A 25,451-nucleotide genomic window follows, 5' to 3' on the forward strand; every position below is an offset into this window, starting at 1 on the left:
TGATGGCTTCACTATGGATCGTTTTTCGCATGATGGCATATGTTGTGCCTAGTGGTATATGCGGATCTATATATAGACAATGAGTATGGGCTGATTGAAAACTTAAACCCGAAATCAAGCGTGTTGGTCCACGAATTCGAAACAATAAAGGGCCGATTCCTCGGCCCTTCGAATCGCTGCAATGCAGCTCAATCTTGACGGGAAAGCGTCAGGTTCCGGTTTTCGGATGCGCCGCTGCGACCGTGCTTCCAGCCCAGGCAAGGTTGTCGCCCAGCTGCGCCAGAATGCTGATTGCGTCCTTCAATGGTGCGTCCCCGCTTTCGAATTGCAGCAACAAAAGCAAATCTGTCGCCTTTTCAAATTCTGCGGGAATCCAATCAGCTTCGGGGTCGATTTCGCCACCTTGTTCCAGCCGTTCCGCAAAATCTTCGACGATCTCCTGACAGCTGCTCAGAAACGCGGCTGGTTCGATGTCAGAGGTTTCACGTAGATCTTCATAGATGCTTGCTATTGCGGCCAGCCAGTCCTCGAGAATGGGGTTGTTCAACGGGGGCAGGGCAGACCCAAGCGTTGAATGCATTGATGCGGTATCATTCGAAACAGGTTCTGGCTCTGCGCCCTTCAGCGCCTCAAGATAGGGCAGGAAGTCCTGCTGCAAATCTTTCCGCGCAGCCTCGAGATCGCCACGGCGCCGGTCGGATGCCGCTTCCAGCACGTGTTCCGCAAGGTTTTGCCCGCCGCAGGTTTCCCAAAGCGCAAAGTCGGGCTCGGGCTCTTGCGCCATGGCACGCACGGCGACCGGCGTACCAATTGGGACAACGGCGCGGAACATTCCTTCTTTTTCTTTGTTCAGGCGCGCAAGGACGCGGTCCAGGGCACCCTGCACCGGTGGCAGATCAGCATGTGTTACGGCCAGCAGGCTGTTGGCCCTCAGTTCGGGGGGCACCTGAGACCACAAGTGGCGCTCGGTCTCGCGCCAGGCATTGGTTCCATTTGTGCACCAGATGGCACAATCGACGAAGTTCAGCAGATCCAAAGTCGGCTTGTAGGTATCATCCAGAGCACCCGAGCCCGGAAGATCAAACAGTGATATTTCCTTGAGGGCCGGAGTATTGATGCCGACCGATATGAAATCGGGCTCCTCCTTGGCCGCTTTTTCCAGCACTATGCCGGAATAGGTCTTTGGTTCCCTGTTCCACCAACCGACAGTCGTTTCGGGCGCATCCGCGTAGGCGACGATCACCAGCGGCAATTTCAGATGCTGCGGGCCAGTTGGCAGAATGTCCGCGCCAGCCAGCATGTTCGCCAGACTTGACTTGCCTGCGCCGAATTCCCCGGCGAAACCAATATTGACCGCGTTTGACAGACGTTCAGCGTGGGTCAGAGCCCGCGCACGCATATCCTCCAACGCCTCGTCAGGCGTCAGGTTTTCAGTTGCGGTCAGGAAGCGCTCCAGTTGGCGTACTTCCTTTTCAGTTCCGGGAAATTCAATCATTCCGCAGCCTCTGCTTGTCTTTCATCCGCATCGGGTGTTCCAAAAACCGTCTCCAGCTCAGCTGCAATGCGACGCGCTTTGTCGAATGCACCTTGCGCTTCCGCCTGGGCGTTCAGCTCTCCTGAGTTGGACCGGTGTTCAAGATGACCGGCCAGAAGGGCCATATAGTGGTCCAGAACCGTATTCAGCCGTTCCAACAGATCGTCGCGGGTCGTGTCGATCAGGTCATCCCCGATCAGCTCGAATTCCTGCACGATCAGCCGTTCTGCACGCGCCACAACGCTGTTGCGCGAGATCAGACGCGACAGCCAGTTTACACGCAATTCAACGGTAATGCCACGGGTCAGGGCGGTGGTGTCAGGCCGGAACCAACGTACAGCACTGGTGTTCATGCGATTGTCGACCGGTTCTTGCCATCCCGGCAATGCCCGCAAGGCGGCATTGCAATGCATGTCGATCGCGTAAAGCTCGCTGAGCATGCGCTGCCGAACAACTTGCGACGCCCCCTGTACCAGTTCACGCATACGCTCGCGCAATGGCGTAAAATTGAGCTCGGTCTCTCCGCCTTTTGCCAGCAGAGGCGACTGGCCGTCCGGTCCGCGCACAACGATAGCCACCGATTCCGAGACAGTGTCATCCATGACCCCGCGCAGATTCGACAGGACATCATCCATGTCACGCGTGATCTCCTGCGTTTTTTCAGCAATCAACTTGCGTAGGTCGCCAAGTGTCTTGTCGCTTTCATCGGCATTTCGAACATCCGAGCCGTCTTCATCTTGCAGCGCCCGCAAACGAACCTGAGAGCGCTCAAGCTCCCCGCGTGCGAAGCTGTCGAGATGTTGCCAGGCCATCCGCAACTGTTCGTTGATCGGTCCGTCCGTCAAAGCCTGAGTGACATGACGACGCAGATCGGGCAGGCCCGACGCGATCATTGCGGCAAAGCGCAGAACCGCTTCGCGGCTGATCGGTCCCGGGCCTTGTTTGATCTCGGCCACACCGTTGAGATATTGCTGCATCTGTTCCGGGTGGGCGCGCAGCCATGCCAGAACGTGGTCGTGGTTTACTCCGGTTTCATCACCGGTCAGAGCATAATGCGCCCATTGCGCGCTGCCCATCAGGACATCGATGTTCGAGTTGCCGAGCGCCTTTTCCAACCCGTCCAATACATCCAGACGAACCTTGGCCGCGTCTTCGGCGCCGCCGCCCAATTCGTCCACGCGGTTGATGAAGACGACGATCTGCCCAAGTTCCAGCGCTTGCATCAACCGGAACAGTTTCAGATCCGCGCGCGACAATGCCTGATGCGCGGACAGAACCACCACAAAGAAATCGGATTCCTTCAGATACTGTCGTGAAATTTCTTCGCGGATCAGCAGGGGATCATTCACGCCGGGCGTGTCGGTGACCGTCAGCGGAAACGGAAAATGGCCCAGGTCAAAAAAGACCTCGGCCTTGCGGGTGATGTCGCTGTAAAGCCCGCGATCACTGCCCGGATCCAAAGCCCCGTCTTCGGACGGATCATCCCCGGCACAGACATATCTGGCCAGGTCATCTGACGTCAGTTCGTCCAGATCGTGCTGTTGCCCCAGCAGTTGTTCATAGCTGTCACCCAGACGTCGACGCGCCCGGACCTTCATGGCCTCGACCTGTTCTTCGATCATCTCGCGCTTATAGCTGTCCTCGTCATCGGGAAACATGTTGCGCAGTTCTTCACCTTCGGCGATCAGCGATTGCCATTGGTAATTGTCGAAGAAATGGAATTCGGCACCTTGGGTCCTGCCGGACGGGTGCCCGAAATGCATATCGGTGATAACAGTTGTCCAGGGGTTTACATCCGAAGGCAAATACTCGGCCTGACCGGTGAAGCCGTTGATCAGACGCGATTTTCCAGCCTTGATTTGCCCGACAAACGCAATTGACGGTTTCAGATTGCCAAGATCACCAATGATGCGCGAAATGAACTGGCGCGTTTCATCATTGGTTGCCCCGTTCATTTCTTCTGCTATGCGAATAAGTTCGCGGCGATGTGTTTCACTCATTACTCATTACCCTGGTTACAATAAAAAACAGATTGAAGTAGTCGAAAATTTGAATTCAACGGAGGCAATCATTTTTCGGCCTCCTGCAAAGAGGTCCACAGGTTGACGACCGCCCCCAGTTTGCGGGCTTCGTGGATGGCGACCGCGATCTGACCACCGTCACTCAAAACGGCCAGACCGGCCCCTTTCCCGCCCGATGGCCGCATGACAATCAACTGCGGGTCTTCACTCTCTTGCTGAGAGTCGCCATCCCAGCCGGCAAGATCAGCCACAAAACGGGCCAGCGTGTCCTGGTCGGGATGCATCGGCTCAGATGGCTTGCAAACGCCTTCCAAAAGAGGTGCGGCTTCGTCCGAACTGTCCACAAACACACGACCCGAGGCGAAGCGGCTCGACGCTTCAAAAAAACGTTGGGCAAGTGTTTCCGCTGCATCGGGTGTTGCCTCGGCGGGCAGAGAGTCATCAACAGGTTTCTCAGCACTCGGGACGACGGAAACAATTGGCTCGGACGGAAGCTCGATGGCGGCGCAGGCTTTCTCGATTTCGCTGAAGGTGATACCTACCTCATCCACTTCAAGCGCTGTGTCCGGTCTGCCCGAAGTCAACTCAAGCGGAGCAGGCGATGCGGAGATCTCCGACACCAATCCAGCCAGCTTCTCAATCAATTCGGCGCGTGATTCCGTTTCAAAGTCCGGAATCTCACCTGCCGGTACCTTGAAAACATCGGTGATCCGGGAGCTGTTCACCTCGATTGCCAGACAATCCCCGTTTGTGGCAGTAAATTCCAACCGGCGCGGCAATACTGTGCCACGGATTGCCCGCAATACCGCTGAACGGCGCGCGGCCGCTGTTTCTCCTGCGATCCTCACGGTCGGAGACAGCCGTGCGACCGAGGTCCGCCTGATATCTTCAAGCAGGTCGAGAATGTCCGTGTCCATCATGCCGTGACCCCCTCTGGTCCCGTTCAAACCGCAGCCGCAACCGGCCCCAGACTGAGATGTGATTTGGTAAGCGCCAGTCCGACATTCGCACTGTTGCGACAGATATAGCAGACCACATGATCAGGATATTCCTTGGTCCGCAAAAAGATGTTTAGCCTGTCCTTGGAAAAAACGGCGACTTCCCCAAAGCCAGCGTTTTCTTCGTCTGCACTGCCAGCCTGACGCAAGAGCGCTTCAAAGGCTGCAACTCCGCGCCCCTGAAACAGATTGGCCACAGCCACCGCCAAAACATCCAACGAATCCGCGCAGTCGGGATCTGAAACAGAGCTGCCCAAAAGCATCCCTGTCTCCATGTCGATATACCCGGCTGCTATACAGTCGGGTATCGTTTCCATGGCGGAGTTCAGTGCGGCTTGAATAGACATCTAATCCATTGTTTTCATTTATGAGTTTCTCACTAGCTCGATTCGGATACCCTTACAACACATGCCATTCAGCGCCGCTATTTTCTTTGGCTTTCGGAATGGATCGAAGTGCCTCTTTGGTTTGCCTTTCGCTGTGTTCAATGGCGATCTGATCAAACTCGGCCAGAAAGGCCTTGAATACATTCTTCAGCCCTTCTGCATCTTGCGGCAGGTCTTCATTTCTCGAAACCTCCTGCCACATATCCGACGCGCTGAGAGGCGATCCGACCGCAACTTCGGGCAGGCCACTCAGCGTGGCAACGCTTCTTTCAACTGCGTCAACCTGTTCGGTGGTGGCCGCTTCGATCAAACCGCTGGTTTCGGGTTCCGGCTCATACTCATCCGCAGTGTTGCCGGTTTGCGCGGCCATCAATGCCGTAATCGAGGATACAGAAACTTCTATGCCGCGATCTTCAGCCAAATCGGCCTGCTCGGATTCCTCTTCTTCGCCATCCGGCACGATCTGGGTCTCTTGCATCGAAGTGTTCAGCGAGGCAAGCACATCATCGGAATTGTCAACAGCCGCAAGAGGCGCGGGGCTGATTTCAGCATCATCCAGAGCGCCCGTGTCGTCATCCAATGCGTCCTCCAGATCGGCGTCAACGGACAGTTCGAATTCGTCTTCGTCATCCTCAAGGCCCGCGACATTCGTCAATTCCAGCGGGTCATTCGAGGTGTCCTTGAAAAAGGAACGCAAATCATCGCTTGTGTCGGGTTCAACGGGCAGCGGAACCGGCTCTGCCGTCATCTCTGCGCGCAGCCGTTCAGCCTCTTCCGCATCGATCCGAACCCGCTCGGCCTCATCCGAGCGCCGCTCGACCCGGGCAGGCCGTACCGGAAAGCTGGTTACAACTGTAGCGCCTTCAGCGTTCGATTGCCCGGCGGCCTCCAAGGGGTTCACCAACCTCAAGGGTGTGGCTTCGTCTTTGGCTGTCGGCTCGCTTGATGAACGGGCAGGGCGCAATGGTTTGACTTTGGGTGCGTCGGCCTGGCTCTTGTCGATCTGGTATCGAGCCAACTGATCGGCGCGGTTGTCCATAATCTGCTCCGTGATCTCCAGGAAACTGTCGATCATCTTGCCTCCGCCGCTGCGCGACCACATCTCGGCATCGCCTGTCTTGTCCCGGGCCGTCATCGCGTCGCGGGCCGAAAACAAAATGGACCGATTGAACAGGTGACCAGCTTCGCGGTTAACGCGGCGCAGTACTTTTTGACGGTCTTTGAGGCTCAGGGCATCTGCCCGCGTCACCAAAAGCAAAGAGTTGTGTTGCAACCTCTCGGGTAGGGAAACCCATGTCGCGCGTTCGGTTTCGCGCCAGGCTTGTGTCGCGTGGGTACACCACAAAACGCCGTTTGCCTGACCCACCGCGCGTTGCCACACATCCGTCGAGATCTTGGGGTCCGAAATGCCGGGTGTGTCGATCAGGTCGACAGCTTCCAGAATATCGGCCTCAAGGAAGATGCGGATGAACTGTGCGTCATTGACGCCAACGGTTTCAAGCTGATCCAGCTCGATCAGTTCAGTGCTTCCGTCATGGCGTTTGATATAGGGCGCTTGACTGCCCCAGCTAAACCAGACCGGTGGCAACTGGGTTGCCGTCACCTGCGTCGGCAAGGTCTGCGTTCGCAGCAAAAAGTTCATCAACGTGGATTTACCGGCGCTGAACTCGCCCATCAGGGCGAAAACCGGTTTGCGACGGGACCACTGCTCGATGCGTTCCCATGCCTTCGGAGAAACAAAGCGTGTTTGTGTATCTTTTGCCATTTTTCTACTTATGCCGCTTCGTTGCTTAGATCTTTCAGTATGTCACCCAGAATCTCGTCCTTGGATTTCTGTGGCTGCAAGCCCGCCATCGCCGCCGCAGTCTGACCCGGGTTCTTGTCGGCAGAAGACGAGATGCTCAGCAGTGTTTCCTTCTGCTCGCGCAGGAAATCCGTCAGGATCGCACGGACGTTTTCCAGAACCGCCGCGATCTGGTTTTCCTCGATATCCTTGGTGATCGAGTTTGCCTCGGACGCGATCAACCGCGTGTAGTCCGCCGCATATGCCTCAAACCCCTTTCGGCGTTGCCACCAACGTCGCCACCAGGTGCTTTGCAAGTCCAGTGCGATCGTCCTGCCGATGCCGAGAGGCGGCGGAACACGGGGAACAATGGGCGCTTCGATGCTGAATTCGCCCAGATGGTTGCCGAGTATCTTATGATAAAGCGCTTCGACGTCCGCAGCAGCGGTTGCGTACAACGCCCCTGCATCCTTTCGCATGGCGCGGGCGAAACTGAAATAGGCAGCCTTTTGCAACGTCCGCAAACCCGCGGGATCGTATTGCCACGTGCCTTGTTCGCCATTTTTTTCAAGATGCGCGATCAGAGAGTCCGTTGCGCGTTTGACGAAATTGTCCTCGGCTGACTTCAGACGCTCCAACACTTTGTCGCGCAGCGCATTTGTCAACTCGGCGGCTTTCTTTTCGTATTCGGCTGAAACCGTGTTTATCGCCTCTTCGGGCGATACGCCGTCGAGATCCCGTGCAACGCCTTCGCAATCGGACAGATTCTTGGCAACCGCAGTCGCGCGGATCTGACTGGCAATGTTACGCGCCCGATGGCGGACGCGGTCCATCAGGCGCGCTCCGGCACCTTCTGCAATGCGCTCATTCATGGCCAGCAGCAGATCGGGCAGACCGGACAGCGCCCAGATTTTGTCGAGCGAGGCCGCCTGATCACCGAAGCCGGCGGCCAGGTAGAACGTGTTCAAAGCCTGGCGCGACTCTTCTGTCAGAATATCCGGGTTCCCGGTCAACGCCGCTTCGGCCCATAATGCGCTGCCAAACACGACGCTGGTATTCGTGTCGATATTGTTTTGTTTCAGCGTGTCCTGAATGCGGTCACGGATCTCTGGAACCTGGTTCACGGGATCGGACAGCTCGTCGATCCGGTTGACGAACAGGATGATCTGCCGGTTCTCGAACTGCGCGATAATGCGCATCAGAGCCATGTCCATGGTCGTCAGGGCTTGGCTTGCCGCCAACACCACAACGCAGACTTCGGATCCGCGCAGGCTGCGCAGAGTGATTTGTTCACGCACCATGAACGTATCGTTCACACCGGGTGTGTCGCACACTTTCAGCGCGATGGGGTATTGCGGAATGTCCATATACAGCTCGGCTGATTTGGTAACATCAGCAAACCGGCCCGTTTTTGGATCAATATCGGGATCATCTTCATCGCCCAGGCAGACATAGCGCTGAATCAGTTCCTCATCGAAATGATCATACTGATGACTTTGGCCCAGGATCAGGTCGAAATGTTTGCCAAGACGTTCCTCTGACTTGGCCTTCATCTCGGCGATCTGGCGGCGGATGTCTTCCATCTCGTCATCTGCGCCGGCGCGATTGGCCAATTCACCGAGACGACCGCCGCCGACCATCAGGTTGTCCCATTCTTCCTGCTCGAAAAACGTGAACTTGGCCTTTGTATCACCGGGCGGGCGCGTGTTGATGTTCAGGGTCGTAACCACCGACGTCCACGGGTTGACGTCTGACGGAAGCAGGCCAGGGCGCCCGGCAAGAATATTGACGATCGAGGATTTTCCGGCCTTGACCTGGCCCACCATCGTGACGCTGGCGGTAAAATTTTCCATCCGGGTCTTGAGGGTCGCCAGCCGTGCCGAGGAGCGCGCATCAGCCACCTCAGTCAGTTGATCAATCTGAGCCGTCAGTGAAGCCATGGTCGCCGTCATCGGTGCCAGTGCTTCGTTGCCTACAGACAAAAGGTGATCGTTGCGCGCCATACTTAACCTCCGGTTCCCGTTGCAGCAATTTGGGGCGCATGCGCAACACGCCCTGCCGGAACGCTTGTCAGAGTGTCGATCCGCGCGATCAGGTCCAATGCATTGCCCAGTATTTCGGCCTCGGCCCGAGGTGAAATGGTCTCGTACGATTTGGAATCGGCCAGAACTTCGATCGAGCTGAAGCGGTCGCCGTTCTCGAGGCATGCAACGCGGCGCCCGGTCGGGAAACCTTCGGATTTTGCGGCGGGTAACGGCATGCGGGCGTTCGCAAGCAGATAATGTTCACCCGAATGCGTTCGAAGGGAAATGCCAAAGCCTGTGGTCGGGTGGTCGCGATTCAGAGTCTTGAGCTCACCAAGGAAACTCTCACGAGCGAAGAAGACAGCTTCTTGCTCGGCGGCAGCGGAGGGATTCAAATCGGTCACAGCAGAAAGCCTTGTATTGGAGTTGAGCAAAAAAACTCGTACCGGCGCCAAAGTGGCAAAAAGACTCATTAACTCCTGATAAACAACAAGTACCTTCAAGGCGGTGTTATTTTGGCGCGAATAAGATTTTTTAGCGGTTGAATTGTGGCGGCAATGTGGTCGATCTCTCATAAGAATGCCTCAACCGATGCGAGTATTTCGATGCGGCAGATCAGACCGAGAAACGTCCGGCAAGCTTGTATGCATGCATAGTCGGCGCAGTCAATTGGGGCAGAGGTGACGTCTTTTCCGGTGCATTCGAATGATTTGAGGGTCGAAAACCTTTTGGCTTCATACTTCTGAATAAAAACAATTATTTATGTTTCGCTGCTTTTCTGAAAACACCAGATCTGGAGGATGGAACCAAATGCCCAGGCAGTTCCAGCAGCACAGTCTGAGGCAGTTTTGCGGGTCAGACTGCATCAACTCTGGCCCGTTGTGCCTTGATTCTCCACCAAGTCTGGCGCCACAAGTTCCGACCTGAAGTGCTGGCGTCTATTCAACGTTAGCGCGTTTTTTGACGACTTGATTGTGCCAGGCGTCAACATGTGAACCAAAAGCCGTAAAGCAGCTTCATATAGGTACTCTCAAACCGGTTGAAGGTGGGAGTCAGATGCCTCTGGTTTCTCGGCCGTTGTGTTGCTTGCGGTATCAACAAGACCGGAACAGGTTGCAATTCTCAACGAGGCAGCCCGGCAAGTCACAAACTTTGTATTCCTCGAATTTTCCCTCTCGCACTCCGATGCAAGCTTTGTTATTGACCGCTTCATTCCAGCGCAAACGCGCTTGGTTGCGGGTGTGGCGAAATTGGTAGACGCACCAGATTTAGGTTCTGGCGCCGCAAGGCGTGGGGGTTCAAGTCCCTCCACCCGCACCAAATAAATTTACCATAATCATCATTATACGTGTTGTGAATACGCCCGTCTTCAGAGATTGTGGGCACCTTCAAGCCCTTCGTTTTCCAAACATATCGGTGGACCCAATTGACTGGGATACTGCAATGCCCAATGGAGCATATCTGCTTTGGCAGATCCCGGGTTCGTCAGATTGCAATGTTCCGCAATCGCGATTGGCTTGTTTCGGGCTCGATTGAGTGGTCGGGATTTTTGATGTTCTCAACCCCCGTGCCCCTGCCCTTCGCTGGTCACCGTCCCACATGTCAGTGCCGTCAGAAAGCAAAGCTTCATACGCTTTGCGCGACCTTGTGCATGGCGAGTTAGCACCACGGTCAACCATTCAGGCAACCGGCCGCAATAATGCGGCCGGCCTTTTGATCTTGCTGATGTCTGCGCAGAATCTCAGATTGGCGCCGATCGAACCGGTGCGGGACATTCAGTCGGTCTCGCCAAAACCTTTCGGTACCGGCAGATCAGGCAGAGTTGCCGCACGCTTTTGCAAGGCTCGCCCGATGACCACACGGCTGATTTCCGTCGTCCCGTCCACGATCCGCAACATTTGCGCGAGGCGGGACAAGCGATCCAGGCCGTAGGGTTGCAACAGCCCCGCACCACCCAGGACCTGCGTACAGGTGTTCGCGGCTTTCACGGCGGCATCGGGCACGAACCTTTTCGCATGGGCCGCCATCAAGGGGCCTTCGGGCGTGCCAAGGGATTCTGCCGCCTTTCGGTAGAGAAGTTTCGAGGCTTCAAGGTCGGTTGCAACCTCGCCCAGCATCCACTGAATCCCGTCCAGATCAAGGTTCCTGCCGCCAAACATCTTGCGGTTCTTGGAATAGGACAACGCCGTATCCAGCGCGGATTGCATCAATCCACAACATCCTGAGGCAATCGAAATACGGGCAATGTCGATGGCCATGAGCGCGCCCTGTAAACCCTGACCAATGGGCAGGATGATGTTGGTTTCATCGACCACGACCTTGTCCATGTACATTTCGGCCAAGGGCAGGAAGTTGTAGGACGGGGTATCATAAAGCGGCCCAAAACTGAGGCCCGGTGCGTCGGCGGGAATGGCGATCATCGCCATGTCCTTGTGGCCGGGTGCGTCGCTGGTCTTGACCACGGTGAAATAGATATCCGCCTCGGTCGCCAGGCTGACCCATGCCTTCGCGCCGCTGATCGTCCATGTGCCGTCGTCATTGACCACGGCGCGCGAATACATGTTTGTTGCGTCCGATCCGGATTGTGGTTCGGTCAGTGCAAAGTTCGCCAGCTTGCGTCCAGATGTCAGGTCCCGCGCCCACTTTTCCTTGAAGGCATCCGTGCCATAGCCGCAGCCCGCAAAGGTACAGATGTTGTGCATCGACAGCGCAAAGGCATATGCGCCATCGCCCCGTCCCAGTTGTTCATAAACCTGTATGCCTTCTGCCAGCGGCAAGGCCTGCCCGCCAAACTCTTCGGGGGCGTAGAGCCCCGTCAGACCAGCGGCCCCGGCCTTGTCCGAAGCATCGCGCGGCCACTTCTTCGCGGCGTTCCAGGCATCCACATTGGGCAGGATCACCTGCTCGGCGTGGTCGCGTGCGGCTTGGAGTATGGTGTCGAGTTTGTCTGACATTGGTGGATCCTTTCACGACGGTCATTCTCAGATGGCGCCACAACCGGGAAGCCATGGATGAGTGGGATGATATTTTTTGAGGGCAAAACTTCCGATAAGAACGTTTTTCTACAGCAAGATATGGCGATCCTGCCCGCTGGGGACCATCTCGTGCAATGACAGATCATTGTCTAAAAGTGACAAATCGGGCGCCCTACATTTGCACCCTGCGGTATGAGCTCGGCGTGCTTCCGGTCCAGCGCTGAAAGGCCCGGTGGAAATTGGCCGCCGACGAAAATCCGACTTCATGTGCGATGGCTTCAACGCTTTTGCGCCCCGCCTGAAGATCACGGATAGCGATATCACGCCGCAGGGCATCCTTGATGGCCTGAAACGATGTACCATCCGCATGCAGCCTGCGGATCAGGGTGCGGGGGGTCATGTGCATCGCGGATGCCGTCTGGGTCAGGGTTGCCGCGTCCCATCCTGATTGGACCAGATAGGTGCGCACCCGCAGCGATTGGGTGTGCTCTCGCGAACTGGTGAAGATCCAGTCTCGGGGCGCGTTGTGCAAAAACCTGTCAAGGTCATTTGTGCTGCGCGCCTGCACTGGACCCAGCGCATTCGGATCGAACGAAATCGCGGTGGCACCTTGGCCGAACCGCAGCGGTGCTGGAAAGATGACCGCGTAATCCTGATCAAAGTCGGGGCGCTCAAACACGAAATCGACAGCCTTGACCGGAACTTCGTGCCCCGCCAGCCAAGACATGAGCCCGTGGGCAAGTTTGAGTATCAGCATGTGCCCGAACCGCTGAACTTGAGCCGCGCCCCGTGGCTTCAGGGTAAGCACCAACATGTTGTCGGCGTCATCCAGATCAAACCGATAGTCATCCAGCAACAAGTTCCAGAAGGTCGAAAAGCGATAAAGCGCCGATGAAAGAGACGTGGCTTCCCGGACTGTCGTCAAAAGATGTTGCAGGGCTCTCGGCCGGATTGGGCGGCTCCAAAGCCCCATCATCTCATCACCGGTCTCTACTGCGGCAAGTTGATAGAGACATACGATCTGATCCAACGTGACGCGACCATGTGGGTGACGCGTATCTGCGACCAAACCCGACCGGCCGAGAAGCGACGCCAACTGCGCCTCGGGGCATAGCGTACGCAATGCCGTCAGCCAGTCATCGATAAACTGGCTGGAAACCGTGGAAAGGATCGTTGGCGCGACATTGGTCATGACGTGCAAGGAGGTATCACCAATTCCGTTCGAGATGAAACACGGCACTTTCAGATGGCGGATTGTCAATGTCTTCACCAAACAACGTTCTGGTTGAGCTTTTTTCAGTGGGCTGGCGCCCCTGTTCGCCGCACCGGTCATCGAAAATCGCTGTGCGGTGGCGGGCAGAGCTTTTGTTTGCATCGGCAAACAATCTTGCGGATGAACCGGGCGCTCTTTTGGCTCGGGGCGTTCATTGCCCCAAATCCCGGGCTGTAGACGGCCAAAATTTAATCAGTCGGGCTTTGATAATGAGCAGTTGAGAGGCTGGCACAGGCACCAATTCCAGAACACCGTAAAAAAAAATAGCAATTTTTTTGAATACTTTTACCATGTGGTCAAATTAGGGGGCGGATGAATGTTTGACATCATCATCAGAAGGGCCAGCTTGCCGGATGGCCGCGAACCGGTGGATATTGCGATCAAGGGCGACCGTGTTGCGGAGATTGCCGCTGACATCATGGGTGAGGCGCGCGAAGAAATCGATGCAACGGGCCGCCTGGTTTCACCTCCGTTCGTCGACCCGCACTTCCATATGGACGCCACGCTGAGCCTCGGGTCGCCACGTATGAATGTTTCGGGCACGCTTTTGGAGGGCATCGCGCTTTGGGGAGAGCTGAAGCCCCTTCTGACGCCCGAAGCGGTGATTGAGCGGGCCATGCGATATTGCGATCTGGCCGTGTCGCAGGGATTGCTGGCCATCCGTTCGCATGTGGATGTTTCGTCAACTCCGTTGGTGGGTGTCGAAGCTTTGCTGGAAGTGCGCAAGCTGGTTGCCCCCTATATTGACCTGCAATTGGTGGCATTCCCGCAAGATGGACTGTACCGCGTGGAAAATGCAGAGAAAAATCTGATCCGGGCGCTCGATATGGGGGTCGATGTGGTGGGCGGCATCCCGCATTTTGAACGCACGATGTCGGAAGGCGCCCGATCGGTCACGAGGCTGGCCGAGATTGCCGCAGATCGCGACCTGATGCTGGACCTGCACTGTGATGAAAGCGACGATCCGATGTCGCGCCATGTGGAAACCCTCGCCTATGAGACCACGCGCCTTGGGCTCGGGGGTCGTGTGACTGCAAGCCACGTCACCGCGATGCATTCATACGACAATTACTATGCCTCGAAGCTTGTTCCGCTGATCGCGGAAAGCGGCATGAACGTCGTGCCGAACCCGCTTATCAATATCACTCTGCAAGGCCGCTCGGACACTTATCCGCGCCGCCGTGGCCTGACACGCGTACCAGAATTGCGTACAGCAGGTGTGAACGTTTCCTTCGGGCAGGATTGCACCATGGATCCATGGTATTCTCTTGGGTCCGCCGACATGCTGGAAGTGGCCCATATGGGCGTGCATGCGGTGCCGATGACATCCCGCGAAGCGATGGAATGGGCTTTCACATCCGTTACCCAGAACGGTGCCAAGACCATGGGTCTGCCTGACCCGACAATTCGCAAAGGCGGCCCAGCCAACATGGTTGTGCTGCAAGCGCGTGACCAGATTGAAGCTGTTCGCATGAAAGCCACACGTCTTGCCGTCATCAAAAACGGCAAGGTGCTGGCGCGCACCGAACCAAGACTGGCCGCGCTTTCCCTGCCCGGCCGCCCCTCGACCCTGGATCCCGCGGATTACGCGCCCAGGCCCAATATTCAGGAAGACCAAGAACAAAAATAATTGCCACCAACAGAAGAGGATACTCCGATGAAACTCACCACTACACGTCGTCAACTGATGGTCGGCGCCGCGGCCACGCTGGCCCTGCCGGCTTATATCCGCCGCGCCAATGCACAATCGGCGATCCGCGTCGCTGGCGTGCATATGTCTCCGGTCGAAAATGCATGGAACAGCCGGATCCACGTGGCGATGCAGGAAGCCGCCGAGGCTGGTCTGATCGAATATGAGTTTTCAGAGGGTGTGGCTCCGACCGACTATCCCCGTGCGATGCGCGAATACGCCGAAGGCGGCGCGCAAATCATTTGGGGCGAGTCTTACGCGGTGGAACGCGAAGCACGCGAAGTGGCGGGTGATTACCCCGATACCGCGTTTTTGATGGGGTCCTCCGGCGGACCGGAGGGCGACAATTTTGGTGTCTTCGGCACCCGCAACCACGAGGCGGCCTATCTGGCCGGAATGCTTGCCGGCCAAATGTCGGAAAGCAGTGTTTTTGGTTCCGTCGGCGGTTATCCGATCCCCGAGGTGAACCTGCTGATCAATGCTTTCCGGATGGGCGTCAGTGAAGTGAACCCTGACGCCACTTTCCTCAACGGTTTCATCGGAGCATGGTTTGATCCCGCCCGCGCGCAGGAAGCCGCGATTGCCCAGATCGATGCGGGCGCGGACATCCTGTTTGGTGAACGGATCGGAACGGCGGATGCGGCTCAGGCGCGTGGTGTGAAAGCCATCGGTTCACTTATCGATTATACACCGCGCTATCCCGGTACGGTCTTTGCCAACGCGATATGGAATTATGGGCCAACCATCGAAGCCATCGTGGCGGATGTTCAGGCCGGCAAACCCACCGGGCGCAACTATACTGAATATTCCTTCATGGCCCATGGCGGCAATGAGCTGATCTATGTCGCTGACGAAGTGCCTGCCGACGCCATCCCGGCGATGGAGGCCAAACAGGCCGCGATCCAATCCGGCGAATGGGATGTTCCGATCGACGAAAGCGAGCCCTCCTGATTCCGCGGGCTTTGACGTGACCGATGCCACGGCTCTTGCGGCTGCCATTGCGGCAGGGCAGATTTCTGCCGTCGACGTGATGGAGGCAAGTCTTTCTGCCTGCCACGCGCAGGCGGATTTGGGGGCTGTGGCATTTCTGGACGAAGACATGGCTCTCGCCGGGGCGAGGGCAGCAGACGCATTGCCATCTGACCAACGGGGTCCGTTTCATGGGGTTCCGTTTTTGGTGAAAGACCTCGGTGGTTTCGCAAAAGGACTACCCGCTGCGGCCGGATCCGCAGCAATCCGCGCGCAAGGGCTAAAACCCGAAACTGACAGCTGCCTGCTGCATGAATTGCGCCAGACCGGCCTGATCCCTTTTGGCGTGTCGGCAACACCGCCATTCGGCCTTTCCCTGACATGTGAACCAGATGGCATGGTTGCGGCCCGCAATCCGTGGAATCCCGCGTTGACGCCCGGTGGCTCATCTGGCGGTGCCGCGGCTGCGGTTGCAGGCGGCATCGTCGCCATTGCTCATGCCACGGACGCGGCCGGATCCATCAGAGTACCTGCCGCGTGCTGCGGCTTGACCGGGCTCAAGCCGTCACGTGGTGCGGTGCCCGGAGGCCCTGATTTTACCAATCACCTGATGGGGATAGCGTCAGAACTGGTTCTGGCACGGTCCGTTCGCGATGTGGAAACCGCCTTTCAAGCCGTAGCCCAGCCCATGGCCCCGGTATATCCGGCGGACCGCCCCCGCATTGCATTGGCACTGCCCGAGCGTTGCGGAACTGACCAGTGCAAAGCCGCCAAGGATGCGGCTGACACTCTGCGCGATGCAGGCTGCGAGGTGTATGACATTTGTACCCCGGACGAGATGGGGGCCGAGGCTCATGCAATTGCACGCACGATACTGGCTGTTTCGCTGGCCGAGTGGCTCATTGCACTCAGGATATCTGATGACCAGGTTCCACCGCTTGCCGCCGCCATGGCTGCCGAGGGCCGTGCCACATCTGCCACCGCGCTTTTTGCGGCCACACGGCAGCTTGCTCGTCTGACATATCGTGCTCGCAAGATTTTCAGTTCTGTCGATGCTGTCCTGATGCCGGTCCTATCGTCTGCACCGCCCGTTATTGGCAGTTTGGATCTGTCTGGCGGCTCCGCAGATGAACTCATGGCGCGGCTGGAGGCCTTTGCCCCGAACGCAGCGCTTGCCAATGTTGCAGGCTTGCCGGCTTTGGCATTGCCTTTTGGCATGGCAAATGGCCTGCCAATCGGTGTGCAACTGATGGGACCACCCGGCTCGGATGTTGGGCTGCTGAAACTTGGCGCTCTGATCGAGGCGCGTGCGCCCGAACTTACCTTTCCGTCTCCAATCGCAGGCCTGCCCACATGAACAAGGTTCTGGAACTTCACGGCATAACAAAGCGTTTTGGAACGCTTACCGCCAATGATGATGTGACCCTGTCATTGGCCCAGGGTGAAATCCTTGCATTGTTGGGTGAAAATGGCGCAGGCAAAACGACGCTGATGAACATCCTGTTCGGCCACTACGCAGCAGACGAAGGCTCTGTTAGGGTGTTTGGCAAAGCGTTGCCTCCGGGTCTGCCCCGCGCAGCGATCGAGGTAGGTGTGGGCATGGTACACCAGCACTTTACGCTTGCGGGCAACCTCACGGTTCTTGAAAACGTCATGCTTGGTTCAGAACCCCTTACACGCGCACGGTCCGCACGTGGCGAGGCGCGCGCAAAGTTGTTGCAGATCGCGGATCGGTTTGGTCTGCCCGTGAACCCCGACGACAAGATCAAGTCCCTTTCCGTGGGTGAACGTCAACGCGTCGAAATTCTGAAAGCGCTGTACCGAGACGCGCGCATACTGATTCTGGATGAACCCACGGCCGTTCTGGCCCGGCCCGAGGCAATGCGCCTGTTTGAGACGCTGCGCGACATGACGAAAGAGGGTCTGTCGCTTATCTTCATCAGTCACAAACTGCATGAGGTCATGGCGGCCTCTGACCGTGTTGCCGTTCTTCGTGGCGGTAGGTTGGTCGCGGAACGCAGGACCCCTGAAACCACCCCCGGAGAGTTGGCGGAACTGATGGTTGGCCGCAAGGTGGAACGACCCGTTCGTCAAGACCACGAGATTGGCGCGCCGGTTCTGGTCGCAAACGATGTGCGCGTGGAAGAAGACGGTGAATTGCGGCTGGATGACGTGTCATTCACCGTCCATGCAGGCGAGATCCTTGGTATCGTCGGCGTATCAGGCAATGGTCAGGCCTCGCTTGGCGGGCTGTTGTCTGGATTGATCCACCCTAACGCCGGGCAGTTGACACTGCTGAACAAGGATATCGGCCATCTGGGCCCGCGTGGCATGATCCAGGCTGGCGCTGGTAGGGTACCGGAAGACCGCCATGCAGAAGGTGTCGTAGGTGAATTGAGCCTGTGGGAAAATGCAGTTCTTGAACGTCTGCGCACACCAGAGTTTTCGCGCCGAGGCTTTGTCCGACAACGCGCCGCCCGAGAATACACCGCAGGGCTTATCGAACGATTTGATATCCGAGGGGCCAGTCCCGACACGCGCACACGGCTGCTGTCTGGCGGCAACATGCAAAAGCTGATCCTGGGGCGAGTCCTGACCAACGGACCGCGTTTCGTGCTCGCCAACCAGCCGACGCGGGGCCTTGATGAAGGGGCAATTGCCGCAGTTCATGCCGAGCTTCTGGCCACACGGGCCGAGGGTGCTGCGATCCTGCTTATTTCAGAAGAACTTGAAGAAGCCGTAGCTCTTTCAGACCGAATACAGGCGATCGTTAAGGGTCGATTGTCGAAACCGATATCCGCTGATGAGGCTGACCCGCAACGCCTTGGCCTGATGATGGCAGGTGTCTGGAAGGAAGATGATGATGCGGCTTGAACGACGCACATATGTACCGCTGTACCTTGTGGTCATTGCGCCGCTGGCCGCGATCTTTACCGCGTTGTTATTGGCTGCGGGTTTAATCGCAGCGGCAGGTGTGAACCCGTTGACTGCCTATGGTGAAATGCTGACCGGCGCCCTTGGGTCACGCCTTTCGATCACCGAGATGCTGACCCGCGCCACGCCGCTGATATTTACCGGGCTGGCCGCGGCCGTCGCCTTTCGGGCGCGTCTTTGGAACATCGGCGGCGAGGGGCAGTTCTTTGTCGGCGCACTGATTACCGCCTGGATCGGGCATTCTCTCGGGGTTCCCGGGTGGATCGGTATACCGATTTTGATGCTGGCGGGCATGGCGGCGGGTGCGGCCCTGTTGGCGGGCCCCGCTTATTTGCGCCTGCGTTTCGGGGTGGATGAGGTGGTGACGACCCTGCTGCTCAACTTCATTGTGATCCTTTTCGTCGGCCTCATGATCGAGGGTCCGATGCGCGATCCGATGGCCTTTGGCTGGCCTTCCTCCGTGCCAGTGAGCGGAGAGTACCGCCTGCCGGATCTTATCCCCCGCACGCGCCTTCATATCGGGCTGCTTTTTGCCATCGCGGCAGCAGGTGTTGTTTGGCTGATCTTGGCCCGCACGGTTTTTGGCGCTGAAACACGCGCCGCAGGCTTGAACGCCAGTGCCGCTGCCTTTGCCGGAGTTTCTCTGCCCCGAACGATCATGGGTGTGGCTCTGCTCTCCGGTGCTTTGGCGGGTCTGGCAGGTTCCGTCGAAGTCATGGGTGTTACAGCCGGGGTCACCACGACCATGAGCCCCGGATTCGGCTATGCCGGCATCGTCGTCGCAATGCTTGCCGCATTGCATCCGGCCGGTGTGGTCGCCGCCGCCGTATTCGTTGCCACAGTTTTTGTCGGGGCCGACGCCATGAGCCGCGCAACCGGCGTTCCCAGCTTCATTGCCGATGTGATCGTGGCGCTCTGCCTGCTCACCATGATCGTGGCCCTTCTTTTCACAACTTACCGGGTGCGCCGATGAGTGATGCAATTGATCTGCTGCTGAATACCAGCCTCTGGGCGTCCGTGCTGCGCATTGCAACGCCGCTTATTTTCGGAGTCCTCGGCGCGTTGCTCTGTGAACGTTCGGGTGTTCTCAATCTGGGGATCGAGGGGATCATGACCATGGGCGCGATGAGCGGTTGGCTTGCCGTCTACATGGGCGCACCTTTGCTGGTGGGCCTGATGATTGCCGCGCTTTGCGGCGCGGTGATGGGATTGCTGCACGCCATGCTGACGGTCCCGCTTGGTTTGTCGCAACATGTATCGGGGCTTGGCATTACGCTGTTTGCGTCCGCGTTGGCTTACTACCTTTACCGGTTGCTTGTTGAAGTGGGCGATCTGCCCCCGACGATAGAACCTTTCCAGCCTCTCGATGTTCCGGGTGTTTCCGACATCCCCATTCTGGGTCCGATCCTGTTTTCCCAGGCCCTGCCGACCTATCTGGCGCTGTTTGCGGTGGCTGTGATGGCTTACGTCCTTGCCCGGACACCGTTGGGGCTGGCCATTCGCATGACAGGTGAAAACCCGCACGCGGTCGAGGCGCAGGGGCTGAACCCCATCCGTATTCGCGTTGGTGCAGTGGTTCTCGGATCGGCGTTGATGGCAGTGGGTGGCGCGTTCCTGACGACAACGGCGTTCAACAGTTTTTTTCCGGGCATGGTTCAAGGACGCGGCTGGATCTGCATCGCGCTGGTTGTGTTCGCAAGCTGGCGGCCCGGCAAGGCGTTGATTGGCGCCGTGTTGTTTGCCTTTTTCGATGCATACCAATTGCGGCTGCAAACGGCGATTGAAGGCGTGCCATATCAACTCTTCCTGATGGCGCCCTATGTGCTTTCCATCGTCGCGCTCGTTCTCGTCGCCCGCAGGGCCGAGGTGCCTGCTGCGCTGATGGCACCCTATCGGCGCGGTGAACGCTAGGATCAGGGTTCACAACCAGTGGATGGGTTGTTGTTGCAAGCGCGAAAGGGGCAGGACATACATGAAACTTCGGGTCATGGCGGGTTGCGACATTTATACCCGTGCCTGTCGTATTAGGCGGGATCTTGCGTCAGCACTTTGGGCAAGAAGCCCTTGATCGCAATGCAGTACGCCAATAACCGGCGGCAATGACGATAGGAAAAGGCGGCCTCTGACGATGAGGAGCCGCCTTTTGTCTTTCGACCTGTTATTGTTGCCTAGTTGGCTGCCGCCTGCAATCTCCGGCGGTCAGCGGCGGTTGCATTTCTCTCGACAACGGTCCGGTTGAACGGGTCCTTCAATTCGTAACGGCCAAACTCGATCTCTTCTTTCCAGCCATTGGCATAGTTCACTTCGATATTGTTGCCCTGACGTTCAACCTTCGTCGGGCGGCTTCCCGCAGAACCTCCTTGGCCGGACGCGCGCACGTTGTCGATGGAGATACCATCTGCCAATGACCGGAGCCTTGAGACATCGGCGCCTGTCGCCAGCCGTTCTTCCACAGTGCGGTTCTGAGCATTCTTTCTTTCATACCGACCGTTTTCGATTTCTTCTTTGGTTCCATCGGCATAACGCACTTCGATGCCGTTGGCGTTCGTCTCAACCTTGGTTACGCCGGCAGTGCGCGATGACCCGCCTCCTGACCGGGATTGATCCTTTTTGCCGCTGCCTCGGTTCGACCGCTTCGAGTCATCATCATCGTCGTCGTCATCATCGTCATCATCGTCGCGACCACCTTTGCCGGATCCGGAATTGTCGTCGCGATCATCGTCCCTGTCGTCGTCGCGGTCATCGTCCCTGTCGTCGTCGCGATCACCCCCGCGACCACTGTTGCCCGACCCCGAGTTGTCGTCCCGTTCGCCGCCACGATCATCCCCCCGATCATCATCGCCGCCATCCCCGTCTTTTCCGCTGCCGCTTTTGGCAAAGGCATAGGCTGGTTCAAGGTGCAAGCGCCCTTCCGCGTCAAACTTCGGCGCGTAAGGCGTCGCGGCAATCAACGAAGCCAGTGCTGCGGTGCTGAGAAGCTGGCCCAGTTTTCCTTGAAGTTTCATTTTTTCGCCTCCAGTTCTGTTCGACCCATCTCATGGTGTCGGTGACAGATTACCCGGGGCGTTGCTTCCCGACATCGGGCTTAGGTCTGACGAATTGCAGGCCGAACGTCCCGGCCAAAACCACGACTTCCGTCGTAATCGATTGCACCGCGTGGTTTAGGAGATTTGGCTCGGTTTTGCTCCGTTGCCCTTCAACTCATCATCGGGTTCGAGATGAATGACAAAGACAGAACCAGGATAAATGCGTTCCAATGCGTGTTCGACTTCGTTGCAGATGTCATGCGCCGCGCTGACCGACATCGCGCCGTCCACAACGAGGTGAAACTCGACGAAGATGATATTTGCGGATCTGCGTCCCTTGAGGTCGTGATACTCCAGCGCAGCGCCAAGATTGTTTTCAATGGTGTCGGAAACAACTTGCAGGTCATGGTCGGAAAGGCTCACATCCATCAGGCCGTCAACGGACGCTCGAATGACTTTCCATCCTTCCCACAGGATGTTCAGCGCGACCAGAATTGCAAGGATCGGGTCAAGGATCAGCCAGCCGGTGACAAGTGCAAGCATGAGTCCCGCGATGACACCCGCTGACGTCATGACATCTGTAAAAATATGCCGCGAGCTTGCCTCCAATGCAGGTGAACCCTCGCGCCTGCCGATTCTGAGCAATAAGTAGGCCCATGCGCCATTCACGCCCGTTGCAATGACATTGACGGCGATTCCAAGAAAAGGCGCATCCTCAAGATGCGGATTGGGAAGTGCCAGCACGGCCTCTCTGATGATCAAGAACGCCGCCAACACAATCAATGCGCCTTCGACAACAGCGGAAAGATACTCAGCTTTCTTGTGACCAAAGGGGTGGTTTTCATCAGGGGGCTTGTTTGCAACCCGAACCGCGAAATAAGCCAGCAGGGCCGCCGCGACATTGACGGTGGATTCCATCGCGTCCGACAACAACGCCACCGAACCTGTCAGCCACCAGGCCAGCAGCTTCAGGGCCAGTACCGCCAGGGATATCGGAATGGACCAAAGAGCGATTTTTTGTGTCATTTGGCCACGACCCTCAATCAATCCTAAACAGAAACGCGGGCGTGTGCTGCGTTCCGGTGCCCAGAACGTAAAACAGGAGTTTGGCGAAAAGGGAATAGGCCTTGCGGCTTCGTGCTGACGGCTGGCAAGGACATCTGGCATCGGCCGCATGGCGCCAAAAAGGGTTACTCTGACGGCGAGCCTGTCGGTGACGCGGGCACGGCCTTGAGATAGGCCGCAATCGCCAGACGGTCGTCATCCGTAAGGCGGGATGTGTTTTCGATGACTTCCACCATCTCACCACCCGCGCTGTCATAGTCCGGCGTGAAGCCGGATTTCAGATATTCGGCAATATCAGCCTCGGACCAATCCAGTTGGGCAGAAGTCAGCCCGGGGATGCGTCCCTTTCCGCTGGGGTTTGGTGCACCTGTCAGCCAGAGATCGTGTTTCAGGCCTCCTAACCCGTTACGCGGCGTGTGACATTCTGCGCAATGTCCCAACACCTCTACCAGGTATCGGCCTTGAATTTGCTGGTCAGTCAGATCGCCTTGCACAACCCAGCCCGGTTTCAGATACAACAGCTTCCACCCGCCCAGCCCGCGTCGAATATTGAAGGGAAAGCCAACCTCGTGCGCTGCGCTTTCGGTTGGAACCGCCGGCAGAGTGCCGAGGAAGGCATGCAGCGAAACAACGTCCTCGGCTGACATGTTGGCGTAGGATGTATAGGGAAATGCGGGGAAATAATGCTGTCCTTCGGGCCCGGTCCCGTGAAGCAGAGCATTGGCCAGATCCAATGCGGACCACGATCCGATGCCGGTAACCGGATCACTGGATATGTTCGGGGCTATGAACGTGCCGAAATCCGACGCAAACCGACGGCCGCCAGCGAGCACCAGCTTTTCCTCATCCGTTGCGTTCGGAGCAGAATGACAGGACGCGCATCCAGCCGCGTAAAACACTGTCTCACCTCGACTGAGATCCGGAACAACCCCGTTCAGTTGTGTCTGGTCAACTGTTTTCGGACGAGTCAGCACCAAACCGACCAGCCCGACCAGTACAGCGATACCTGCGGCGAAAATGAACAAACGCCGCATGGCCAGCGCTCCTTTAGTCTTTCGGCGCCCTGTAAGCTTTGTGACATGCCGAGCACGATCCGCCCAGATCACCCATCGCCGCTTTCAGGGCATCGACATCCTGGCCTGCCGCCGCCTGCATCGCAACCGCGGCTTCAGCCATGGCCTGACCTTTTGCACTTACATCCGGGAAGTTCTCCCAGATGGCTGGCAAGGCTCGGGTGGACGGGTCGGACGCATTGTCGGATCCGGCAGGCCACATCGCAGATTGATCGATCTGCGTCAGAACAACCAGGTTATTTGCGGCCCGTGTTGCTGCCTCGGCATCATATTCAACCTCTCCCTTGGCCATGCCGCCCAATGTGCCAAGATTGAAGGAATAGAGCTGCATGATTGAGGTCCGAGCCTTCACCGCAGGATTTTCGCTTTCATGGGCGATGGCTGATCCAATGATGGCTGCCGACAACAAACCTGCCGCAACGGCCGGGATTTTCTTGATCATTGTGCGTCTCCCTGTTCAATGCGTCGAATACTAGCCTGAACAATTTTTCTTGTAATTGTTTGTTATTCGTCGTTCCTTGTTATTTTATGCACAACCAAAACTGGGATGATCTTCGATACGCGCTGGCCGTAAGGAAACACGGATCACTGAATGCGGCTGCCGGGGCGCTGGGTGTCACTCATGCAACGGTGCTGCGCAGAGTCGCCGCGCTTGAAGAACGTTTTGGATGCGTGATCTTTCAAAAACACCCGTCAGGGTACACCGCCCTGCCCGAGGCCAGTGCAATTCTTTCGGCGATGGAAAGCGTTGAAGAGGCGGTACTTTCCGTAGAGCGGGCAATTGTGGGTGCCAACCGGTCCCCTGCGGGTCAGGTCCGCATTGCGTCCACGGACAGCCTTTGTCAGCTTGTACTGCCCCAAATATTGACTGAGATATCGCGGCTTTACCCCGGCTTGGAACTGACTTTGTTAAGTGGCAACAGCCATCATGATCTGTCGAGGTTGACCGCGGACATCGCCGTGCGACCCTCGATCAAACTTGAGGAAGGGCTTGTCAGCGAACGTGCAGGAACCCTGTCATTCGGCGTTTTTGACGACGGTTCCCCAAACCGAAAATGGATGAGGCTTGATGGGGCGTTGAGCCGCTCGCTTCCCGCCAAATGGTTGGCCGAACATGTCAGCGCCGATGAGATGACCAACGGGGCAGACAGCTTTTTGGTGCTTCAGCAGATGGCGGCATCCGGGGTGGGCAAAGCGTTTCTGCCCTCGTTTATTGGGAATGCGGATCCTCGGCTTCATCGGTCGTCAGAAATTGATCCCGGAATAGACGTTCCGCTGTGGGTGGCGACACTGGACGAGATAGCGCGCACTCCCAGATTTGCCATTGTGCAAAGAGCTTTGGTTGAACGCCTGTCCATTGCTCTGCCGGGGTGACAAAAAAATACTCGCCCGTAGGTGTGGCTCCTCCGAGGACGGCTTTGGGCCGATGCGCTGGTCGTCTGGACGGAGTTTTGAGCGAACTCCGTGTACCTCCTGCAAGGCCACGCGTGCCTTCTGTCCGCCGCCTGCGCGATTGCGCGATCAAGGGGTCGACATGATCCAAATTCTGAAACCGAACGCTGATGAGTTCAGACCAAGGTCGGTGGCGCGGACAGGGATTGTCGTTCATAGTTGAACGTGAAATGAGACCCGAGACTTCCGATCTGTCAGTTCGCAATTGGTCATTGTCGCGAGTTTTTCTTGCGGCCTGCATTGTCGTG

The 25,451-nt window shown here is 57.3% G+C and carries 20 protein-coding genes and 1 tRNA gene; 8 read left to right on the forward strand and 13 right to left on the reverse strand.

Features of this window, described 5'->3' with window-relative positions; translation table 11 throughout:
• Positions 1 to 208: 208 nt before the first annotated feature.
• From GS614_RS12310 to GS614_RS12340, 7 genes are all read right to left on the reverse strand, one after another.
• Positions 209 to 1,495: a dynamin family protein gene (locus GS614_RS12310; protein ID WP_171726436.1), complete on the reverse strand. Its 1,287-nt coding sequence runs from the start codon at positions 1,493 to 1,495 to the stop codon at positions 209 to 211.
• Entirely contained in the window at positions 1,492 to 3,534 is a 2,043-nt protein-coding gene (locus tag GS614_RS12315; RefSeq protein WP_171169607.1) for a dynamin family protein, read from the reverse strand. Before GS614_RS12315 ends, GS614_RS12310 begins: the two co-directional genes overlap by 4 nt.
• 68 nt (positions 3,535 to 3,602) lie before the next feature.
• The gene (locus GS614_RS12320; RefSeq protein ID WP_171726437.1) at positions 3,603 to 4,475 is read right to left on the reverse strand and encodes a hypothetical protein; all 873 of its coding nucleotides are present in this window, start codon (positions 4,473 to 4,475) and stop codon (positions 3,603 to 3,605) included.
• 23 nt (positions 4,476 to 4,498) lie between these two features.
• Complete coding sequence (locus GS614_RS12325; protein WP_253285359.1) at positions 4,499 to 4,870, reverse strand: hypothetical protein; 372 nt, start codon at positions 4,868 to 4,870, stop codon at positions 4,499 to 4,501.
• Between the two features lie 82 nt (positions 4,871 to 4,952).
• A complete protein-coding gene (locus GS614_RS12330) occupies positions 4,953 to 6,704 on the reverse strand; it encodes a dynamin family protein (protein ID WP_171726440.1) in 1,752 nt (583 codons plus the stop codon).
• Positions 6,705 to 6,712: 8 nt separating this feature from the next.
• Positions 6,713 to 8,725: a dynamin family protein gene (locus GS614_RS12335; protein WP_171169617.1), complete on the reverse strand. Its 2,013-nt coding sequence runs from the start codon at positions 8,723 to 8,725 to the stop codon at positions 6,713 to 6,715.
• Between the two features lie 2 nt (positions 8,726 to 8,727).
• Complete coding sequence (locus tag GS614_RS12340) at positions 8,728 to 9,321, reverse strand: hypothetical protein (RefSeq protein WP_253284262.1); 594 nt, start codon at positions 9,319 to 9,321, stop codon at positions 8,728 to 8,730.
• Positions 9,322 to 9,981: 660 nt separating this feature from the next.
• On the opposite strand from GS614_RS12340, the gene GS614_RS12345 reads away from it, so the two are divergent.
• Positions 9,982 to 10,066, forward strand: a tRNA-Leu gene (locus GS614_RS12345).
• 455 nt (positions 10,067 to 10,521) lie between these two features.
• Here the strand turns inward: GS614_RS12345 and GS614_RS12350 are convergent.
• Positions 10,522 to 11,700: an acyl-CoA dehydrogenase family protein gene (locus tag GS614_RS12350; RefSeq protein WP_171726441.1), complete on the reverse strand. Its 1,179-nt coding sequence runs from the start codon at positions 11,698 to 11,700 to the stop codon at positions 10,522 to 10,524.
• 193 nt (positions 11,701 to 11,893) lie between these two features.
• A complete protein-coding gene (locus GS614_RS12355) occupies positions 11,894 to 12,913 on the reverse strand; it encodes an AraC family transcriptional regulator (RefSeq protein ID WP_171726521.1) in 1,020 nt (339 codons plus the stop codon).
• 397 nt (positions 12,914 to 13,310) lie between these two features.
• Between GS614_RS12355 and GS614_RS12360 the strand changes: the two genes are divergently transcribed.
• From GS614_RS12360 to GS614_RS12385, 6 genes are read left to right on the forward strand one after another with little or no spacing between them, the layout of a single operon-like run.
• Positions 13,311 to 14,624 carry an amidohydrolase family protein gene (locus GS614_RS12360; protein ID WP_171726442.1) on the forward strand — a complete coding sequence of 438 codons (1,314 nt, stop codon included), beginning with the start codon at positions 13,311 to 13,313 and terminating at the stop codon, positions 14,622 to 14,624.
• A gap of 27 nt (positions 14,625 to 14,651) precedes the next feature.
• Positions 14,652 to 15,635 (forward strand): BMP family protein, encoded by a 984-nt coding sequence (locus GS614_RS12365; protein ID WP_171726443.1) that lies wholly within the window; start codon positions 14,652 to 14,654, stop codon positions 15,633 to 15,635.
• Positions 15,604 to 17,010, forward strand: a complete 1,407-nt coding sequence (locus GS614_RS12370; RefSeq protein ID WP_216601171.1) for an amidase — start codon at positions 15,604 to 15,606, stop codon at positions 17,008 to 17,010. The genes GS614_RS12365 and GS614_RS12370 overlap by 32 nt, the downstream gene beginning before the upstream one ends.
• Positions 17,007 to 18,527: an ABC transporter ATP-binding protein gene (locus GS614_RS12375; protein WP_171726445.1), complete on the forward strand. Its 1,521-nt coding sequence runs from the start codon at positions 17,007 to 17,009 to the stop codon at positions 18,525 to 18,527. Before GS614_RS12370 ends, GS614_RS12375 begins: the two co-directional genes overlap by 4 nt.
• On the forward strand, positions 18,517 to 19,560 hold the full coding sequence (locus tag GS614_RS12380; protein ID WP_171726446.1) for an ABC transporter permease: 1,044 nt from the start codon (positions 18,517 to 18,519) through the stop codon (positions 19,558 to 19,560). The genes GS614_RS12375 and GS614_RS12380 overlap by 11 nt, the downstream gene beginning before the upstream one ends.
• Positions 19,557 to 20,498: an ABC transporter permease gene (locus GS614_RS12385; protein ID WP_171169638.1), complete on the forward strand. Its 942-nt coding sequence runs from the start codon at positions 19,557 to 19,559 to the stop codon at positions 20,496 to 20,498. Before GS614_RS12380 ends, GS614_RS12385 begins: the two co-directional genes overlap by 4 nt.
• 257 nt (positions 20,499 to 20,755) lie before the next feature.
• Here the strand turns inward: GS614_RS12385 and GS614_RS21985 are convergent, their stop codons facing one another.
• From GS614_RS21985 to GS614_RS12405, 4 genes are all read right to left on the reverse strand, one after another.
• On the reverse strand, positions 20,756 to 21,592 hold the full coding sequence (locus tag GS614_RS21985) for a hypothetical protein (protein WP_216597847.1): 837 nt from the start codon (positions 21,590 to 21,592) through the stop codon (positions 20,756 to 20,758).
• Between the two features lie 156 nt (positions 21,593 to 21,748).
• On the reverse strand, positions 21,749 to 22,639 hold the full coding sequence (locus GS614_RS12395) for a cation diffusion facilitator family transporter (protein WP_216597848.1): 891 nt from the start codon (positions 22,637 to 22,639) through the stop codon (positions 21,749 to 21,751).
• A 164-nt stretch (positions 22,640 to 22,803) separates the two neighbouring features.
• Positions 22,804 to 23,712, reverse strand: coding sequence for a cytochrome c (locus tag GS614_RS12400; protein WP_171726447.1), 909 nt, complete (start codon positions 23,710 to 23,712; stop codon positions 22,804 to 22,806).
• 13 nt (positions 23,713 to 23,725) lie between these two features.
• The gene (locus GS614_RS12405; RefSeq protein ID WP_171364348.1) at positions 23,726 to 24,193 is read right to left on the reverse strand and encodes a cytochrome c; all 468 of its coding nucleotides are present in this window, start codon (positions 24,191 to 24,193) and stop codon (positions 23,726 to 23,728) included.
• A gap of 86 nt (positions 24,194 to 24,279) precedes the next feature.
• On the opposite strand from GS614_RS12405, the gene GS614_RS12410 reads away from it, so the two are divergent.
• Complete coding sequence (locus tag GS614_RS12410) at positions 24,280 to 25,125, forward strand: LysR family transcriptional regulator (RefSeq protein ID WP_171726448.1); 846 nt, start codon at positions 24,280 to 24,282, stop codon at positions 25,123 to 25,125.
• The last annotated feature ends 326 nt before the right edge of the window (positions 25,126 to 25,451 follow it).

The sequence above is a fragment of the Ruegeria sp. HKCCD6604 genome (genome assembly GCF_013110635.1).
In the GTDB taxonomy this organism is placed as follows: Bacteria; Pseudomonadota; Alphaproteobacteria; order Rhodobacterales; family Rhodobacteraceae; genus Ruegeria.

Excerpts from the sequence above, each read along its gene's own strand:
- GS614_RS12310 (WP_171726436.1), bottom strand. The coding sequence starts at position 1,495 with ATGATTGAATTTCCCGGAACTGAAAAGGAAGTACGCCAACTGGAGCGC.
- GS614_RS12315 (WP_171169607.1), bottom strand. The coding sequence starts at position 3,534 with ATGAGTGAAACACATCGCCGCGAACTTATTCGCATAGCAGAAGAAATG.
- GS614_RS12320 (WP_171726437.1), bottom strand. The coding sequence starts at position 4,475 with ATGATGGACACGGACATTCTCGACCTGCTTGAAGATATCAGGCGGACC.
- GS614_RS12325 (WP_253285359.1), bottom strand. The coding sequence starts at position 4,870 with ATGGAAACGATACCCGACTGTATAGCAGCCGGGTATATCGACATGGAG.
- GS614_RS12330 (WP_171726440.1), bottom strand. The coding sequence starts at position 6,704 with ATGGCAAAAGATACACAAACACGCTTTGTTTCTCCGAAGGCATGGGAA.
- GS614_RS12335 (WP_171169617.1), bottom strand. The coding sequence starts at position 8,725 with ATGGCGCGCAACGATCACCTTTTGTCTGTAGGCAACGAAGCACTGGCA.
- GS614_RS12340 (WP_253284262.1), bottom strand. The coding sequence starts at position 9,321 with ATGAGAGATCGACCACATTGCCGCCACAATTCAACCGCTAAAAAATCT.
- GS614_RS12350 (WP_171726441.1), bottom strand. The coding sequence starts at position 11,700 with ATGTCAGACAAACTCGACACCATACTCCAAGCCGCACGCGACCACGCC.
- GS614_RS12355 (WP_171726521.1), bottom strand. The coding sequence starts at position 12,913 with ATGACCAATGTCGCGCCAACGATCCTTTCCACGGTTTCCAGCCAGTTT.
- GS614_RS12360 (WP_171726442.1), top strand. The coding sequence starts at position 13,311 with ATGTTTGACATCATCATCAGAAGGGCCAGCTTGCCGGATGGCCGCGAA.
- GS614_RS12365 (WP_171726443.1), top strand. The coding sequence starts at position 14,652 with ATGAAACTCACCACTACACGTCGTCAACTGATGGTCGGCGCCGCGGCC.
- GS614_RS12370 (WP_216601171.1), top strand. The coding sequence starts at position 15,604 with ATGTTCCGATCGACGAAAGCGAGCCCTCCTGATTCCGCGGGCTTTGAC.
- GS614_RS12375 (WP_171726445.1), top strand. The coding sequence starts at position 17,007 with ATGAACAAGGTTCTGGAACTTCACGGCATAACAAAGCGTTTTGGAACG.
- GS614_RS12380 (WP_171726446.1), top strand. The coding sequence starts at position 18,517 with ATGCGGCTTGAACGACGCACATATGTACCGCTGTACCTTGTGGTCATT.
- GS614_RS12385 (WP_171169638.1), top strand. The coding sequence starts at position 19,557 with ATGAGTGATGCAATTGATCTGCTGCTGAATACCAGCCTCTGGGCGTCC.
- GS614_RS21985 (WP_216597847.1), bottom strand. The coding sequence starts at position 21,592 with ATGAAACTTCAAGGAAAACTGGGCCAGCTTCTCAGCACCGCAGCACTG.
- GS614_RS12395 (WP_216597848.1), bottom strand. The coding sequence starts at position 22,639 with ATGACACAAAAAATCGCTCTTTGGTCCATTCCGATATCCCTGGCGGTA.
- GS614_RS12400 (WP_171726447.1), bottom strand. The coding sequence starts at position 23,712 with ATGCGGCGTTTGTTCATTTTCGCCGCAGGTATCGCTGTACTGGTCGGG.
- GS614_RS12405 (WP_171364348.1), bottom strand. The coding sequence starts at position 24,193 with ATGATCAAGAAAATCCCGGCCGTTGCGGCAGGTTTGTTGTCGGCAGCC.
- GS614_RS12410 (WP_171726448.1), top strand. The coding sequence starts at position 24,280 with ATGCACAACCAAAACTGGGATGATCTTCGATACGCGCTGGCCGTAAGG.